Genomic DNA, 17,161 nt, shown 5'->3' on the forward strand with positions numbered 1-17,161 from the left:
AAGCTAGCCACCAGTAAAATTTTTATAATTATAAGAGTCTTTGATTACAAATACAAACAAAAACAGAAAAAAAACCATCTTTTATCAAACCACTGTAGCACACCCTTAAAATTCAGAAATAATTTGATAAGATTCAGCGTTTTGCTACTTACCTATCTAGATATTTAACCGCATCAAGGGTTGATAGAATGTCGGAAGCATGGAGCATAGTTTTAGTTAACTCCTATTAATTATAACTAACTGTTTGTACGCGTAAGGCGTAAATTTACTTTCATTTTTGGCAAAAATGCTGTTAATATAGATATGTTTTAGTTTTGGGTTTTCGCTATTTTTTCGCTATTAATAAAGTCGCCCTGCACGTCTCTGTGTGGCTGGGCAGTTACCTATCCTTGTCATTGCGCCAATGCATTTGAGCAAGTATAGGTCTTCTTTTTTTTACACGTCTGAGAGGATTTTATGTCAGAGAAAGACAATATTGCAACCTTGCACGTCAATGGCCAGGACTATGAGCTTCCTATCATTGAAGGAACATTAGGCGATCCTGTACTCGATATTAAGGCAGTACCCCAAGCTGGTTTTTGGACATACGATCCAGGTTTCATGTCAACCGCTTCCACTGAATCAAAAATCACCTTCATTGATGGTGACAAAGGTATCTTATTACACCGTGGTTACCCAATCGACCAATTAGCTGATAAAGCAGAATACTTAGAAGTTGCGTATGCACTCATTCATGGTGAATTACCCAATGCTGAGCAAAAAGCTGACTTCTATGAAAAAGTTCGTAAGCATTCAATGGTAAATGACCAATTACGTCGCTTCTTTGAAGGTTTCCGCCGTGACGCACATCCGATGGCGATTATGGTCGGTGTGATGGGTGCATTATCTGCGTTCTACCACAACAATCTTGATGTAAGCAAACAAGACCATCGTGAAATCACTGCGATTCGTTTGATTGCTAAAGTCCCTACCATCGCCGCCATGTGCTACAAATACAGCAATGGTCAACCATTCATGTATCCGCGTAATGATTTAAACTACGCTGAAAACTTCTTACACATGATGTTTGCAACCCCAGCGGATGTTAACTATAAAGTCAATCCAATTCTTGCAAAAGCGATGGACAAAATCTTTACCTTACATGCTGACCACGAACAAAATGCCTCGACGTCAACTGTACGTCTAGCAGGTTCTACGGGCGCTAATCCATACGCTTGTATCGCGGCAGGTATTGCGGCTCTATGGGGACCTGCGCACGGTGGTGCCAACGAAGCTGTACTTAAAATGCTGGATGAAATCGGCAGCGTAGACAACGTTGACGAATTCATGGAAAAAGTAAAACGTAAAGAAGTAAAATTAATGGGCTTTGGTCACCGTGTTTATAAAAACTTTGACCCACGCGCCAAAGTGATGAAGGAAACTTGTGACGAAGTATTGGGCGAGCTTGGCATCAAAGATCCACAACTTGAACTTGCGATGAAGCTTGAACAAATCGCCTTGAATGACCCGTACTTTAAAGAGCGTAACCTATATCCAAATGTTGACTTCTACTCAGGTATCATCCTAAAAGCCATCGGTATTCCAACCTCTATGTTTACTGTAATCTTTGCTTTAGCACGTACTTCTGGTTGGATTAGTCACTGGTTAGAAATGCACTCTGCACCTTACAAAATCGGTCGTCCACGTCAGTTATATACTGGCTATACCCAGCGTGATTTTGTGGCTGTTGAAGACCGCGATTAAGCCAATACGTCAAACCAAAAACCCAGTGCACAACTGGGTTTTTTATTGAGTAAAATTTAATAATAATTTAATAATAAAAAAGGACGTCTTATGACGCCCTTTCTTGAATTACCCTTTCTTTAATCAAGTGTCACTTGAATTAAGTATCACTTGCTAATCTCTTCACCTTACTTATAAAACGCATTGGCAGTATACGTATGGTCAGTCTCATCAATCACTTGGGTTAATTCTGGTATTTGCTGTTTTAGCGAAACTTCAACCCCTTGTTTTAGCGTCATATCAACTGCAGAGCAGCCTTGACAGCCGCCGCCAAATTTGAGCACGGCGGTGATACCAACGCCTTCTTCATGTACCAAATCCACCAATTGCACGTTACCCCCATGCGCCGCTAGATTTGGATTGATTTCTGAAGACAACACGTAATTGATACGTTCCTCTAGGCTCGCATTTTCACCCAGTTTTGGCACTTTTGAGTTGGGCGCACGAAATGTCAATTGACCGCCAAAACGGTCTTTATTGTAATCAATCACTGCATCTTGAAGATAAGGAATAGACGGGGTATCTATATAAGCGGTGAATGTCTCATAATCCAATTTTAAATCATCCGGATTGTGTTCATCTGGCTGGCTATATGACATACAGCATTCTGCTCGCGGCGTGCCTGGATGTTCAACAAAAATACGTACGCCGATGCCGTCAGTATTTTGTTTTGCCAACAACTCAGTCAGATAACCTTGCGCTGAATCGGTAATTTTGATATTTGTGGTTTTTTCTGTATCGCTCATATGTCACCCTAACTTGTCATCAATTTTTACCCATATTTTAGCATAAACTTGAGTAATTTACTCGGATTTTATTGGGGGTCGTTGTTTGGCTTATCAAGGGTCGTCACAATATTTTTTAGTCAAGCTAAAAATTGAGTCTAGCCATTATCTTTAACCAAAAATCTTTAACCAAAAATAACTTGGCATTGGTTGAAAGTTTAGGCAAGATAGTTAAAAAAACATGCTTTATCACCGAACTTTATCACCAAAACGCTATTGGATAGACCGAGGGCGTTATCATTCGCAAGGAGTTTGCGTCATGCCAAATAACACTAATGACACTATCACGGTTACTAAAAACGACGTTACCGAAGATAAAGGGCGTTTTAGCACACCCAAAAATAAAAAAGGTTATCAATATGATTATTTGGTATTTATCGGCCGTTTTCAGCCGTTTCATTTAGGTCATAGATCGGTTGTCGATGAAGCATTAAAGCTTGCTGAGAATGTGATTATGCTCATTGGTTCTGCCAATTTACCAAGTAGTATCCGTAATAGCTTTAGCGTCGAAGCACGTAGCCAGATGATTTTGGGCGCCTTTGACAAAAAAGATGCCAAACGTATTCATTGTGTCGGTTTGGATGATGCCTTATACAATGACACAAAATGGCTTCAATATGTGCAGCAGTGCGTCAAGTCGGTTACCGGCGATTTAAACGCCAATATTGGTCTAATTGGACATTCAAAAGACAGCTCATCATATTACTTGTCACTTTTTCCAAATTGGCAGTCTGTGGCTGTGCCCAATTTCCATGAATTATCTGCCACGCCAATTCGCGAAGGCTTTTTGCTGGGTGCCGATCCGTTAACCGATACGGTACCGCAATCGACAGCCGATGTCATGAAGGCATTTAAAAAGACTGAAGCATTTAAGCGCCTACACGAAGAGGCTGGCTTCATTGATAAATACAAAAAACAATGGGAATCAAGCCCCTACCCGCCCACCTTTATGACGGTTGATGCCGTGGTCATTCAATCAGGACACATCTTATTGGTGGAGCGTCGTGGCATGCCAGGTCAAGGGCTATGGGCATTGCCTGGCGGCTTTATTGACCCTAAAGAGACGCTATTTGACGCCTGTATTCGTGAGCTACGTGAAGAGACTCGGTTAAAAGTACCTGAAGCAGTTCTGCGCGGCTCGCGCCATAGTCAACACACCTTTGATGACCCGTATCGCTCAGCTCGTGGTCGCACCATCACCCAAGCGTTTTACTTTGTGCTCAAAAACGATCCCAAAGGCTTACCGTCGGTGAAAGGTGGCGATGATGCCAAAAAAGCGTTTTGGCTACCCTTGGCTGAATTAAGAGCCGATAAACTGTTTGAAGACCATTATGCCATTATTTGTAAAATGGTCGGTCTCTGATTTTTTCCCGCCAAACTGATAGACGGTTTGGTTTTAACCTGCGCAAGCAATCACCAGAGGAGTTCTGTGATGTTTAGTCAAAGTTTTGACAATTTTATTTTAAATACTGACAGCTATAAGACGTCGCATTGGCTGCAATACCCGCCAAATACCGAGTATGTATCTAGCTATATTGAAGCGCGTGGCGGCAATAGCAACTTTGAAAATGTGCTATTTTTTGGGCTACAAGCTTTTTTAAAACAGTATTTGACCAAACCCATTACCGACGCTGATATAGATGAAGCCAAAGTGCTACTTGCTGCTCATGGCGTACCGTTTAATGAAGCAGGCTGGCGACAATTAGTCGCCAAACATGGCGGTCTATTACCGCTTCGCATTCAAGCGATACCAGAAGGCATGGTGGTACCAACAGGTCAAGTATTGTGTCAGGTAGTGAATACCGACCCTGAGTTTTACTGGTTGACGAGCTATATCGAAACCACGCTATTGCGCGCTATTTGGTATCCTAGCACTGTGGCAAGCCTTTCTTATTATTGTAAGCAAATCATCAAAGCAGGCTTGGAAAAATCGGCTGATAACTTAAATAATCTACCGTTTAAATTGCATGATTTTGGCGCCCGTGGGGTGTCTAGCCTTGAATCGGCTGCGCTTGGCGCTCTTGCGCACTTGGTAAATTTTTCTGGTACGGATACCTTAAGCGCGATTGTGGCTGCCAATCGTTGGTATGGTATGCAAAATGACATGACGGCTTTTTCCATTCCCGCAGCAGAGCATAGCACCATGACCACTTGGGGACGTGAGCATGAAGCGGACGCCTATGGCAATATGATTGCCAAATTTGGTGGTGAAGGTAAAACCTTTGCGGTGGTGAGTGATAGCTACGATTTATGGAATGCCATCGATAATATCTGGGGCGGTGAGCTAAAAGAAAAAGTGGCGCAAACAGGCGGCACGTTGGTCATTCGCCCTGATAGTGGCGATCCGATTAAAGTGGTTCGTGAAGCCCTGCAGCGCCTTGCAGCAAAATTTGGCACTACCACCAACTCAAAAGGCTATAAGCTACTACCTAGCTATGTGCGACTCATCCAAGGGGATGGTATTAATCCCACCAGCATGGGTAAAATAATTGATGCAGTGATTAAAGCAGGCTTTAGTAGTGATAATATCACCTTTGGGATGGGTGGCGGGCTACTGCAACAAGTCAACCGCGATACCTTGAATTTTGCCATGAAAACCAGCAGCGCACGGGTGGACGGTTTTTGGCGAGATGTGTATAAAGACCCGATTACCAGTGTGAGCAAACGCAGCAAACGCGGGCGTTTAGCCTTGGTCAAACATCAGGGTAGTTATATGACGCTGCGTGAAGATGAGCTTGCCGAGCAAAATAATTTGTTGCAAGATGTATTTTTGAACGGTGATTTACTAGTTGATGATACGCTAACCGCGATTCGTCAACGCTCATCGGTAAAATCTTAATTGAACTTGTCGCAATCTCAACAGCCGTCTTAATCAGACGGCTTGTTATCTTTAGCGCTAATTAACCCCTGCCATTGCCAAATATTTTTGGTGCAACTGTTCAAGTTTTAAATACAAATCGTCTAAGCTACCGTTGTTATCGACTATGTCATCGGCTTGTCTGAGCCTGTCATGACGCGACAGTTGATTTGCCATGATGTTTTGAATACGTTCAGGTGTTTGACCATCGCGTTGACTGGCGCGCTCAATCTGCAAGGATTCATGACTATCGACCACCAATACTCGCTCACACAGATTGGCCAGCCCCGCTTCGGAGGCTTCTAACAGTAAGGGTGCTACCAAAATTACATAGGGCGACTGGGCAGCTCTTAGTAATTCTTTGGCACGGCTGCGAATGGCAGGATGGGTGATTTGTTCCAAATCCATTAACGCTTGCACACTACCAAATACATGCTCTCGCATAGCACGGCGATTAAGCTCACCTGCCTCATCAATCACCCAGTCACCAAATTTGGCGACAATTTTTTTTAGCGTTGGCGAACCTTTGGCAACGACTTCACGTGCCAATACATCGGCATCAATAATAACAATTCCATGCTCAGCAAACCAACGGCTCACTTGTGATTTGCCACTACCGATGCCACCTGTAAGCCCAACTACCAACATCACAACCCCTCCTTGATTCACGGATAACTGACCCATATATGACGTCATGACATTTTGCCTAGATACCACGACATTATTGGTTGCCCATACAACAGTGCGATCATGCCAGCAATCGCGATATAAGGTCCAAAAGCAAAAGGTTTACTCTCACCTGAGCGCTTCATCAATATTACACCCACAACCGAGCCGACAAACGCAGATAAAAGCACAATTAACGGTAGCATCAAAGGCCCTAGCCAAGCCCCCAAAGCCGCTAATAATTTAAAATCGCCATGCCCCATCCCGTGCTTGCCCGTAATCAGCAAAAACAGTTGATAGACAATCCACAAGCATAAAAACCCAAACACATAGCCAAAAATAGCCGCTGTGGGACTGACAAACAAGCCAAAGGCATTGACAAATAAGCCTAATCCCGCTAACGGCAATGTAAATCGGTCAGGCAACAATTGGGTATCAAAATCAATGCCTGTCAAAGCCACTAATGTCCATGTGAGTGCTAATCCTGCCAGCGCTTGCCAAGTAACACCAAATTTCATAACAACCAGTACAGATAAAATAGCGGTGATGATTTCTACAAGCGGATAACGATAACCAATGGCGTGATGACACTGACTACATTTCCCTTTTAGCAGTAGCCAGCTAATAACAGGCATATTTTCAAACCAACGTATTGAGTACCCACAATGCGGGCAACGAGAAGCAGGACGGCTTAAGGTAATGGATTCATGATGGTCAACAATGGTTTCTGGATGGAGCAATAGCTGGCATTCGTTCTTCCACTGCTGCTCCATCATCAAAGGCGTGCGATAAATTACCACATTGAGAAAACTGCCCACACATAATCCCAATAAAGCTACGATAATCAACGTCAGCCATTGCGACTGCTGTAATAATAATACAAAATCTAGAATCAATGCCATGATTGTTAGCCCACCACCGAGCCCATTTGGAAAATTGGTAGATACATGGCAATCACTAGACCCCCTACCAGCACCCCCAAAACCGCCATAATCATCGGTTCCATCAGACTTGTTAACCCGTCTACGGCGTTATCCACTTCGTTTTCATAATAAGTCGCCACTTTATCAAGCATCTCCTCTAGACTACCTGACTCCTCACCAATACCGACCATTTGGATAACCATACTGGGGAAAAGATTAGTAGAACGCATCGAAAACTGCAGCTGTTGACCCGTCGCAACATCACCTTTGATTTTTTGCGTGGCATTATAAAATACCACATTGTTGGTTGCCCCAGCAGTTGAATCTAACGCATCAATCAGCGGCACACCTGCCGCAAAAGTGGTAGACAAGGTGCGGGAAAAACGGGCAACCACCGCTTGATAAGCAATATTGCCAAAGATTGGCAATTTTAAGGTAAGTCGGTCTAAAAAATCATTAAAGGGCTTGCTACGTTTTTTAGCTTCAGAAAAGCCAACAACAGCACCTGCAATGCTAAATAGCAATAACCACCACCATTTTTGCATCCACTCCGACATATTGACTACCATTCGGGTAAACGCGGGTAACTCTGCGCCAAATGAATTGAATAAATCAGCAAACACTGGTACTACTTTAACAAGTAAAATAATGGTAACGATAATCGCAACCACGATAACCGCAATCGGGTATTTCAAGGCTTTTTTAATTTTTGCTTTTAGTAGCTCGCTTTTTTCTTTGTACGTCGCGACACGCTCAAGCATGGTTTCCAGCGCACCTGATTGCTCACCTGCCTCTACTAATGAACAAAATAGGTCATCAAAATATCTGGGATGTTTGCGCAGCGCTGCAGCAAAGGTGCTCCCCGATTCCACTTCTGACTTGACACTAAGCACCAACTCTTTCATTGAGGGGTTATCGAGCGCATCTGCAACGATTTCAAACGACTGAGTAAGGGGGACGCCCGCTTTCATCATCGTAGCCAACTGCCGCACAAAGATAGCAATATCAATTGCCTTGATGCTTTTTTTCATTTGAAAAATAGGCTTGGGTTTTTTCTTAATCGTCTTGACTTTGATGCCTTGCTTGCGTAGTTGCGCCTTTGCCAGCTCAATATTGCGGCTGGTGGTTTCGCCTTTGACTTTTTCACCACGGCGATTGACCCCATCATAGACAAAGTCTAATAACATTTCTGTTTGGACTTTTGCCATACCCTTAACCCCTTACTATCTCAACTAATCTTCAATAAAGACGGATGAAAAACGCACTATTCGCTAGTAACACGATACATCTCTTGGATACTGGTCGTGCCTTGTAGAACCTTTAAAATGCCAGAGCGCCTTAAATCCCTAAACCCTTGCTTTAAAGCCGCGTCTTTAATCTCAATAGCGTTGCCGTCTTCCATAATAATTCGGGCAATCTCTGGTGTTACTTTCATCACTTCATAAATACCAACACGTCCTTTATAGCCATCGCGGCATTCAGCGCAGCCAACGGGCTCATAAATGACATTGCTGGGATTTGCCAAATCTTCTTCCATAAAGCCCATTTCAAGCAAGCTATTTTTTGGCACATCTGTCGGTTTTTTGCAGGATTTACAAAGGCGACGGGCTAAGCGCTGTGCGATTACCAAATTGACTGAGGTGGCAATGTTAAAAGATGCCACACCCATATTACGCAGACGCGTTAAGGTTTCTGGCGCTGAGTTGGTATGCAAGGTTGACAGCACCATATGCCCTGTTTGGGCAGCTTTGACAGCAATTTCAGCCGTTTCCAAGTCACGAATCTCACCGACCATCACAATATCAGGGTCTTGACGCAAGAATGATTTGAGCGCACTGGCAAAGGTCAAGCCAACTTTATTGTTCACATTGACCTGATTGATGCCTTCAAGGTTAATCTCAACGGGATCCTCTGCGGTGGAAATATTGGTCTCAACCGTGTTTAAGATATTAAGACCCGTGTACAAGGAGACAGTTTTACCCGAACCAGTAGGGCCGGTAATCAATAACATCCCTTGCGGTTTTGCCAGCGCATCCATAAATAGTTGCTTTTGGTCCGGCTCATAGCCGAGTGCATCAATGCCTAGCATCGCTGATGATGGGTCTAAAATACGCAGTACGATTTTTTCACCAAATAAGGTTGGCAGTGAGTTGACACGAAAATCAATCGCCTTATCCTTGGAAATTTTTAATTTGATACGACCATCTTGCGGCACGCGGCGTTCAGAGATGTCCATTTGTGACATGACTTTCAGGCGGGCAGCAATTTTACCCGCTAGCTGCGTCGGTGGATTTGCCATTTTTTGTAACACCCCATCAATACGAAAACGCACGCGATAAGATTTTTCATAGGGTTCAAAGTGTAAGTCTGAGGCGCCCATGGTAATGGCTTTGATGAGCATCCCATTAACGAACTTGACGACAGGCGCTTCATCATTGACATCTAAATGACTGGTGGCACTATTGTCGTCATCGGCACGGTTTTCATCAAACTCCACCGCTTCCATATCATCAAAATCAGCTAAATTGCTGGTAGCAAAGATTTTTTCGATGAGTGATTTGATTTTGTGGTGTTCGGCAACCACTGTTTCTACAGTAAATCTTGTACCAAATCGCAGTGCATCTAAAGCATCCACCCGCGTCGGGTCACTCATGGCAACAAATAAGCGGCTACCTCGTTGGAAAATCGGCAGAATATTAAATTCGCGAATAATTTTTTCATCAACCGCTTCTTTTGGAATATAGTTGACATTGATGGCATCCAAATCAATGAGGGGATCGCCAAATTCTCGCGAAATTACCCACGCTACTGCGTCAGCTTGCGCGAGCTTATTTTCAACCACATAGGCGATTAAATTTGTTTTTTGCTGCTGCGATTCTGCCAATACTTTTTGCATTGCCGCTTCGCTAATTAGTCCTTCATGCACTAATCGCGAGGCAATGCCACCAAAACCAGGAAGGGATGCTGCCATCGTTTTTCTCGTTTACTCAATATTTATTCAAATGGGCTAATGTTTGGCTAATGTTTGTTAGTGTAAACTATTCATTTATATATTAACAAATCATTCTCGACAAATCCGTGAATTCAACTATAAATAATTTGTTATCGCATTTTATCTCCATCCATCAACCTTGATAAAACTGTTTTATACTTTATCCCTTCTTTATCCTTTCTTTAAACACCTCGCTTTCATAACCCAATAATTTATTCGGCAAATCGCGGCAATTGCTTATATAATAGGTACCATTTTACGCCTGATATTTACGCTTGGTATTTTAAATCCTCCTATTGGCATATCTTGATATTTTTAAAGGGTGATTTTTTATATCATGATAGGTTAAATAGCGTTACTTATACTTTAAGGTTATCTTGACATTTATAATTTGCAAATTCTTAGATAACCACTTACCTCAATTGACAGGGACATTATGAAAGCATCTGATTATGTAGCAAATTGGCAGAATTCTTGGGTGATTGCTAATTGGAAAATGAATCCTAGCACACAGCTGACTGTCACAGCCCTCATGACCGATTTACACCAGCAGATACCGGCAGATGCACTGCAAAGCTGTAACGTGGTTGTCGCCCCGAGTTTTATGCATTTATCGACCACGCAACAAGCCATCCAACATGGCTCATGCAACATCGGGCTAGCTGCGCAAAACTTATGTGCACAACACGCCGATAAAGGCGCGTTTACTGGGGAAGTTTCGGGTGCTCAGCTCAAGGACGCTCAAGTAAATTATGTTTTAGTCGGACATTCAGAACGCCGTCAATATTTTAATGAAAATGACGCTTGTTTAATCCAAAAAATTCGCAATGCCTTTGCACACGATTTAACCGTTGTTTTTTGTATCGGTGAAACACAAGCCCAGTATGAGCAAAATCAGACCCAAGATGTGCTAGCAGCACAATTAATGGTAGTTAAACAACTAGCCGCCGAATTTGCTAACGCCAAATTTGAAGGCGCTCAAGTTGATAACGCCCAATTGGGTAACTTAGCATCGCGATTGATTATTGCTTATGAACCGGTTTGGGCGATTGGTACAGGTAAAATCCCAACCATACAAGAAGTACAAAACATTCATTCCTTTATCAACACCACCTTAACGGACATAGACGCCTCTTTAGCGACCACACCGATATTGTATGGCGGCAGCGTGAAAGCGGATAATGCCGCAGAAATCGCCCAATGTCCAAATGTAAATGGGGTTTTGGTAGGCGGGGCATCACTAGACGCGACGAGCTTTACACAAATTATTCAAGCATTTGCCCAAATTTAAGGTAAAATGGCACCCATTTAAAATTTCTTACTTTTGCCACTGACAGCGTTTTTGTTGGGCATCAGTGCTATCAAGTTTTGTAGAGATAAGTATGTATAATGCAATTTTAGTGGTTCATATCATTGTCGCGATTTCAATGATTGGTCTGATTTTGGTTCAACATGGTAAAGGTGCCGATGCGGGCGCTTCATTTGGTGCAGGCGGTTCGGCAACCGTATTTGGTGCGTCTGGCTCTGCCAACTTTTTGACGCGCTTGACGGCAGTTTTAACAGCAATTTTCTTTATCACCAGTATGACACTGGCAGTATTTGCCAAACAGCAATCGCTATCTAGTCGTACCCTTGATACCAGTCTAGCGACCAATACTGCGCCTGCAAGCCCTACACCAACCACGCCTACACCTGCCAAATAAGTTATTAAAAAAAATGTTGCGTTATTGGTAGTTTTGACCTAGAATACAGCGTCTATTTTAGAGTGTTGTTATTTAAAAACAGCTTGGTTAAAGTAGTTTGGTTTTTTGCGATTGTGGTGGAATTGGTAGACACGCTACCTTGAGGTGGTAGTGCCGCAAGGTGTGAGGGTTCGAGTCCCTCCATTCGCACCAACTAAAATTAATTTTAAATAACTGTTGACAAGGTTAATATCTCACTCTATAATACGCTCTCTAAATTGTTGCGGGGTGGAGCAGTCTGGTAGCTCGTCGGGCTCATAACCCGAAGGTCGTTGGTTCAAATCCAGCCCCCGCTACCACTTTTCTAGTAGCATTGCTTTGGTATCATTACTAGAAAAATCAATTTAGACACACTTTTATTGATTTAAAAGCCCACCAATTAGTTTGTGGGTTTTTTTGTATCTATTGGTTTCGAAAAAACTTAAGTTTTGCTAAATTAGCGGTTGCGTTTTAGTAACTTGCCAATTTTTAAAATCAGCTTTTAAAATCAACAAAGATGTTAATAATCAACTCTAAAGGATATCATGAAACTATCAACGAAAGTTGCTGAACTGACCCAAATCATTGAGCCAGCAGTAACTGCCTGTGATGTGAGCTTGTGGGGTATTGAATTTGTACCACAAGGTCGACGCTCTCTTCTTCGTATTTATATTGAAGCCCTACCTGAAGACCGTGCCGAAGGCAAACAAGTCACCATTGAAGACTGTGCTGCGGTCACCCACCAAGTCGGTGGTGTGTTAGACTTACACGACCCGATTGCAGGCGAGTATCTACTTGAGGTGTCCTCACCCGGTTTAGACCGCGCGTTTTTTTCTGCTGAGCAGCTGCATGACTATGTGGGGCAAACCATCAGCTTACGATTGATTCATGCAATTGGACAAGGTAGTGATAAGCGCCGTAAAGTAACAGGCGAATTGGTCAATATTGACGAGCGCCAGTTGACGGTCAAAACCGAAAACGATCAAGTCAATGACCAACTTTTAGCCATCGAGCTTGATAATATTGATAAAGCCAATTTGGTCTACCAATTTTAGCTTTTAAATTTGGGGTTAACGCCTTTTTTACGCTATGTCTTCTAGCTAACTTTTTTCTAGCTAAAAGCAAGATTTTAAAGAATAAAGTCTAGAATGACTTAAATTATAGGTGATTACATGAATCGAGAAATTTTAACGGTCGTTGAAACCGTCAGTAATGAAAAAGGCTTAAATCCTGAAGATATTTTTGAAGCGATTGAGCAAGCCTTGGTGGTATCGACCAAAAAGAAAGTTTATAGTGAGCAACCTGAAGTTGCTGTTCGCGTGCATATCAATCGCAAAACAGGTGACTATGACACTTACCGCTATTGGACAGTAGTGGCAGATGAAGATCATGAAATGCCTGCCTGTCAACTAGCGATTAGCGATTTGGATGAAAACGAGTGGAAAATCGGCGACGTCAAAGAAGAACAAATCGAATCCATTGAATTTGGTCGTATTGCCGCTACCCAAGCAAAACAAGTCATCATTCAAAAAATCCGTGAAGCTGAACGTTCACTGGTGGCAGATGCGTTTGAACATCGTATCGGCGAGATGATTACCGGTGAAGTCAAAAAACCGGCGCGCGATGGTTATATTATTGATTTGGGCGATAATGTCGAAGGCTATCTACCACGCGATAAAATGTTGCCGCGTGAGCAACTACGCATCAAAGGTCGTATCAATGCGATTTTAGAGCAAGTCAATCGCGATAACCGTGGTGCTCAGCTCGTATTGTCTCGTACCTCACCCCAAATGCTGACAGCACTGATGCAAAAAGAAGTACCAGAGATTGCTGAGCAAATCATTGAAATTCGTGATGTTGCGCGTCAACCTGGCTTACGTGCTAAGATTTCAGTCAAAACCAATGACCATCGTATCGACCCCGTCGGTGCTTGTATTGGTATGCGTGGCACTCGTATCCAAGCCGTGCAACAAGAGCTTGAAGGCGAGCGTATCGACGTAGTGGTATGGTCGGATGATCCGGTGCAGTACATTATCAGCGCTTTGGAACCTGCCGATGTCGATCGTATTATTCTTGATGAAGATACCAAAACGGCAGATATCATCTTTGCCACTAACGATCAGTTGGCCCGTGCAATTGGCTCACAAGGTCAAAACGTGCGTCTTGCATCAGAATTAACAGGCTATCGTCTTAACATGATGCTCGAAGACGAGTACAATGCTCAACAAGAATCAGAAACCAAAGTATATCGCGACCTATTCTACACACGTCTTGAAGTCGATGAAGATTTGGCACAAGCCTTGGTGGATATTGGATTTACCTCACTTGAAGAAGTGGCGTATGTCCCTGCTGAGACTTTCTATGACATTGATGGGCTAGATGATGACGCCATCGACGCAATCCAAGAACGTGCCAAAGAAGCGGTGATTGCCGATGAATTGGTCAAACAACAAAATATTAAAGAGCCAAGCCAAGAGCTTCTAAACCTTGAAGGCATGACTCAAGCATGGGCCTACAAGCTTGCCGAACGTGATGTCATCACCGTCGACGACCTTGCCGAACAAGCCATCTTTGATATCCAAGATATCGAAGGTCTTGATGAAAAGACCGCAGGTGAGCTTATTATGAAAGCCCGTGAATCATGGTTTAATTAAAAAAGGTGTATGAATGGCAGATAAAACCGTAAAAGAACTTGCAGCAATGACCACAAAGACCGTTGAAGCAATTAATAATCAACTGGTCAAGGCAGGGCTGTCTGCGCGCGGTGACAATGACATCGTCACCGATAGCGAACAACAAAAACTGGTCAGCTTTTTACAACAAAGTCATGGTCAAAATGACAAACCTCGCATTAGCTTAAAAAGCAAAACTACTTCTACTGCACGTGTGACAGGCACTTCTGGTAAAGCCAAAAGTGTCAATGTTGAAGTGCGCAAAAAAATGGTATTTGATAAACCAAATCCCAATAAAATTGCTGAGGAGCTCGCGTCTCGTGAGGCAGCGACGAAAGACGCTGAAGAAAAAGCGCGTTTGGCAAAAGAAAAAGCCGCCCAAGAACAAGCTGAAAAAGACAAGGCCAAACAAGCTGCTGAAGCGCGTCAACAAGCTACCCTTGCAGCAATGCGTGCTAACTTAGGTGGTGGTAGTCAAGCTGCCAAAGAGCACACAACCACCAGTGTGGTAGTCAAAAAAGGCAACAAAACTGCTGCAATCGAAGTCAAAAAAGCTGAGAAAAAACCTGCGCCGAAAAAAGAATCGGATAGTGAACGCAAAGCGCGTGAAGCAGAAGAAGAACGCTTACGTCAAATCGAATCAGAAAATCGCCGTAAAGCCGCTGAAGAAGCTCAGCAGCGTACCCTTGAGCAAATGCGCCAAATGGCGAGTAAATACAGCGAAACCGATACTGAAACTACGATGGTTGTCAAAAAAGATGAGCCATTGGCAGAAGGTTTGGTGGGCGCAGCGCTTGAAGACTCATTTGAACAAGAACGCCGTGAAATTAAACGCGGAACCGCAAGCACTGCGAACAAAAACCGTCGTCGTCGCCGTGACGATGAGGGTGAGCAAGAAATTAAGAATCGTGGTCGCGGCTTAAAATCATCGCAGGCCAATAGACATAAATTTGAGAAACCGGTTGAGAAAATCGTGCATAACGTTGAAATCGGTGAGACCATCGTGGTATCTGAACTTGCCCAAAAAATGGCAATCAAAGTACGCGAAGTCGTCAAAATGTTAATGAAAATGGGCGAGTTGGTCCGTGAAAACGAATCTATCGACCAAGAGACCGCTGCCCTACTTGTTGAAGAAATGGGTCATAACCCAGTGCTTGTGAGTTCAACGCAAGTTGAAGACTCATTACGTGAGGCGGTGGGCGAGAAAAGTAGCAACGTCCAAGCGCGTCCGCCTGTGGTTACCATCATGGGTCACGTTGACCACGGTAAAACGTCCCTGCTCGATAAGATCCGTTCAAGTAAAGTGGCATCAGGCGAGGCAGGTGGTATTACTCAGCATATCGGTGCTTATCATGTGCAGACTGATCAAGGTGTTATTACTTTCTTAGACACCCCAGGTCACGCCGCATTTACCGCGATGCGTTCTCGCGGTGCCAAAGCAACAGATATCGTGGTGTTAGTGGTTGCAGCTGATGATGGTATGATGCCGCAGACGGCTGAAGCGATTGACCATGCGCGTGCCGCAGGTACCCCGATTATCGTGGCTATCAACAAGATGGATAAAGACAGCGCCGATCCAGACCGCGTGCTCAACGAACTGACCACCAAAGAAGTCGTTCCTGAAGAATGGGGCGGTGACACACCGGTGGTCAAGGTCTCTGCGTTAACAGGTCAAGGCATCGATGAATTGCTTGAGGTGATTAACCTACAAGCAGAAGTGATGGAACTTGAAGTCGCTACTGACGGTGCAGCGCAAGGTGTGGTGATTGAATCACGTCTTGAAAAAGGTCGCGGTGCCGTGGTCAGTTTGCTGGTTAAACAAGGTACTTTAAATCAAGGTGACTTGGTACTTGCTGGCGAATATTATGGTCGCGTCCGTGCTATGACCGATGAAAACGGTCAAAAAATCACCTCAGCGGGTCCTTCGATTCCTGTTGAAATCTTAGGTCTGCCTGATACACCAGCGGCTGGTAGCGAGTTTATGGTGGTTTCAGATGAGAAACGTGCGCGCGAAGTGGCAGAATATCGCACGGTGCGTGAGCGTGAAAAAGTGCTTGAACGTCAAGCCAAATCACGCTTAGAAAACTTGTTTGACCAAATGAGTGATGCAAAACTGCCTTCCGTTAATTTGATTCTTAAAACTGACGTTCGAGGTTCACTAGAAGCCTTGTTAACCGCGCTTGATGAATTATCTACCGATGAAGTTAAAGTCAAAGTCATCTCATCGGGTGTCGGTCCAATCACCGAATCGGATGTGGTACTCGCTGAATCAAGTGAAGCGGTGTTATTAGGCTTCAACGTTCGTGCTGATACCGCTGCCAAACGCAAAGCGGATGAAGCAGGCTTAGATATTCGCTATTATAGTGTTATCTATGGGTTGATTGATGATGTGAAAGCGGCAATGAGCGGTTTACTTGCGCCAGAACATCGTGAGCAAATCTTGGGTATCGCAGAAGTACGTGAAGTCTTCCACTCTAGTCGCTTTGGTTATGCAGCGGGTTGTATGGTGACGGAAGGCAATATCATCCGTAACAAGCCAATTCGGGTATTGCGTGATGACCAAGTTATTTTCACAGGTCAATTACAATCATTACGTCGCTTTAAAGAGGATGTTAATGAGGTGCGCGCTGGTATGGAGTGTGGTCTAGCGGTAAAAGGTTATGAAGTAAAAGAAGGCGATAAGATTGAAGTCTTCGAAATTCATGAAGTCAAACGTACCTTATAAGCTAAGCTGACAACCTAATACTGCCAGCTTGCTATTAG

General features: G+C 43.6%; 13 protein-coding genes and 2 tRNA genes. 10 read left to right on the forward strand and 5 right to left on the reverse strand.

What is annotated here, in order from left to right:
- Positions 1 to 456 precede the first annotated feature (456 nt).
- Positions 457 to 1,743, forward strand: a complete 1,287-nt coding sequence (gene gltA / locus ACAM39_RS10200; protein WP_062332382.1) for a citrate synthase — start codon at positions 457 to 459, stop codon at positions 1,741 to 1,743.
- Positions 1,744 to 1,910: 167 nt separating this feature from the next.
- Here the strand turns inward: gltA and nfuA are convergent, their stop codons facing one another.
- Positions 1,911 to 2,528 carry a Fe-S biogenesis protein NfuA gene (nfuA, locus tag ACAM39_RS10205; RefSeq protein WP_309577721.1) on the reverse strand — a complete coding sequence of 206 codons (618 nt, stop codon included), beginning with the start codon at positions 2,526 to 2,528 and terminating at the stop codon, positions 1,911 to 1,913.
- Between the two features lie 298 nt (positions 2,529 to 2,826).
- Between nfuA and ACAM39_RS10210 the strand changes: the two genes are divergently transcribed.
- Positions 2,827 to 3,930, forward strand: a complete 1,104-nt coding sequence (locus tag ACAM39_RS10210) for a bifunctional nicotinamide-nucleotide adenylyltransferase/Nudix hydroxylase (RefSeq protein ID WP_369627602.1) — start codon at positions 2,827 to 2,829, stop codon at positions 3,928 to 3,930.
- Between the two features lie 69 nt (positions 3,931 to 3,999).
- Positions 4,000 to 5,406: a nicotinate phosphoribosyltransferase gene (locus ACAM39_RS10215; RefSeq protein WP_369627603.1), complete on the forward strand. Its 1,407-nt coding sequence runs from the start codon at positions 4,000 to 4,002 to the stop codon at positions 5,404 to 5,406.
- 57 nt (positions 5,407 to 5,463) lie between these two features.
- Here ACAM39_RS10215 and coaE read toward each other — a convergent pair whose 3' ends face one another.
- From coaE to pilB, 4 genes are read right to left on the reverse strand one after another with little or no spacing between them, the layout of a single operon-like run.
- Complete coding sequence (coaE, locus tag ACAM39_RS10220; RefSeq protein ID WP_369627604.1) at positions 5,464 to 6,120, reverse strand: dephospho-CoA kinase; 657 nt, start codon at positions 6,118 to 6,120, stop codon at positions 5,464 to 5,466.
- Positions 6,117 to 6,992 (reverse strand): prepilin peptidase, encoded by an 876-nt coding sequence (locus ACAM39_RS10225; protein WP_369627605.1) that lies wholly within the window; start codon positions 6,990 to 6,992, stop codon positions 6,117 to 6,119. Before ACAM39_RS10225 ends, coaE begins: the two co-directional genes overlap by 4 nt.
- Positions 6,993 to 6,997: 5 nt before the next feature.
- Positions 6,998 to 8,221 carry a type II secretion system F family protein gene (locus ACAM39_RS10230; RefSeq protein WP_369627606.1) on the reverse strand — a complete coding sequence of 408 codons (1,224 nt, stop codon included), beginning with the start codon at positions 8,219 to 8,221 and terminating at the stop codon, positions 6,998 to 7,000.
- A gap of 56 nt (positions 8,222 to 8,277) precedes the next feature.
- The gene (gene pilB / locus ACAM39_RS10235; RefSeq protein ID WP_369627607.1) at positions 8,278 to 9,984 is read right to left on the reverse strand and encodes a type IV-A pilus assembly ATPase PilB; all 1,707 of its coding nucleotides are present in this window, start codon (positions 9,982 to 9,984) and stop codon (positions 8,278 to 8,280) included.
- 457 nt (positions 9,985 to 10,441) lie between these two features.
- On the opposite strand from pilB, the gene tpiA reads away from it, so the two are divergent.
- From tpiA to infB, 7 genes are all read left to right on the forward strand, one after another.
- On the forward strand, positions 10,442 to 11,296 hold the full coding sequence (gene tpiA, locus ACAM39_RS10240; protein ID WP_369627608.1) for a triose-phosphate isomerase: 855 nt from the start codon (positions 10,442 to 10,444) through the stop codon (positions 11,294 to 11,296).
- A gap of 91 nt (positions 11,297 to 11,387) precedes the next feature.
- Positions 11,388 to 11,708: a preprotein translocase subunit SecG gene (gene secG, locus ACAM39_RS10245; RefSeq protein ID WP_036594931.1), complete on the forward strand. Its 321-nt coding sequence runs from the start codon at positions 11,388 to 11,390 to the stop codon at positions 11,706 to 11,708.
- A gap of 107 nt (positions 11,709 to 11,815) precedes the next feature.
- Positions 11,816 to 11,900, forward strand: a tRNA-Leu gene (locus tag ACAM39_RS10250).
- A gap of 69 nt (positions 11,901 to 11,969) precedes the next feature.
- Positions 11,970 to 12,046 (forward strand) — tRNA-Met (locus tag ACAM39_RS10255).
- Between the two features lie 225 nt (positions 12,047 to 12,271).
- Positions 12,272 to 12,781: a ribosome maturation factor RimP gene (gene rimP, locus ACAM39_RS10260; RefSeq protein ID WP_007115081.1), complete on the forward strand. Its 510-nt coding sequence runs from the start codon at positions 12,272 to 12,274 to the stop codon at positions 12,779 to 12,781.
- Positions 12,782 to 12,898: 117 nt separating this feature from the next.
- Positions 12,899 to 14,380 (forward strand): transcription termination factor NusA, encoded by a 1,482-nt coding sequence (gene nusA / locus ACAM39_RS10265; protein WP_065264333.1) that lies wholly within the window; start codon positions 12,899 to 12,901, stop codon positions 14,378 to 14,380.
- A 13-nt stretch (positions 14,381 to 14,393) separates the two neighbouring features.
- Positions 14,394 to 17,123 carry a translation initiation factor IF-2 gene (gene infB / locus ACAM39_RS10270; RefSeq protein ID WP_369627609.1) on the forward strand — a complete coding sequence of 910 codons (2,730 nt, stop codon included), beginning with the start codon at positions 14,394 to 14,396 and terminating at the stop codon, positions 17,121 to 17,123.
- Positions 17,124 to 17,161: the final 38 nt, after the last annotated feature.

The organism is Moraxella sp. K02 (assembly GCF_041154755.1).
In the GTDB taxonomy this organism is placed as follows: Bacteria; Pseudomonadota; Gammaproteobacteria; order Pseudomonadales; family Moraxellaceae; genus Faucicola.

Excerpts from the sequence above, each read along its gene's own strand:
- ACAM39_RS10225 (WP_369627605.1), bottom strand. The coding sequence starts at position 6,992 with ATGGCATTGATTCTAGATTTTGTATTATTATTACAGCAGTCGCAATGG.
- tpiA (WP_369627608.1), top strand. The coding sequence starts at position 10,442 with ATGAAAGCATCTGATTATGTAGCAAATTGGCAGAATTCTTGGGTGATT.
- secG (WP_036594931.1), top strand. The coding sequence starts at position 11,388 with ATGTATAATGCAATTTTAGTGGTTCATATCATTGTCGCGATTTCAATG.
- infB (WP_369627609.1), top strand. The coding sequence starts at position 14,394 with ATGGCAGATAAAACCGTAAAAGAACTTGCAGCAATGACCACAAAGACC.
- ACAM39_RS10210 (WP_369627602.1), top strand. The coding sequence starts at position 2,827 with ATGCCAAATAACACTAATGACACTATCACGGTTACTAAAAACGACGTT.
- gltA (WP_062332382.1), top strand. The coding sequence starts at position 457 with ATGTCAGAGAAAGACAATATTGCAACCTTGCACGTCAATGGCCAGGAC.
- coaE (WP_369627604.1), bottom strand. The coding sequence starts at position 6,120 with ATGACGTCATATATGGGTCAGTTATCCGTGAATCAAGGAGGGGTTGTG.
- ACAM39_RS10215 (WP_369627603.1), top strand. The coding sequence starts at position 4,000 with ATGTTTAGTCAAAGTTTTGACAATTTTATTTTAAATACTGACAGCTAT.
- rimP (WP_007115081.1), top strand. The coding sequence starts at position 12,272 with ATGAAACTATCAACGAAAGTTGCTGAACTGACCCAAATCATTGAGCCA.
- nfuA (WP_309577721.1), bottom strand. The coding sequence starts at position 2,528 with ATGAGCGATACAGAAAAAACCACAAATATCAAAATTACCGATTCAGCG.
- pilB (WP_369627607.1), bottom strand. The coding sequence starts at position 9,984 with ATGGCAGCATCCCTTCCTGGTTTTGGTGGCATTGCCTCGCGATTAGTG.
- nusA (WP_065264333.1), top strand. The coding sequence starts at position 12,899 with ATGAATCGAGAAATTTTAACGGTCGTTGAAACCGTCAGTAATGAAAAA.
- ACAM39_RS10230 (WP_369627606.1), bottom strand. The coding sequence starts at position 8,221 with ATGGCAAAAGTCCAAACAGAAATGTTATTAGACTTTGTCTATGATGGG.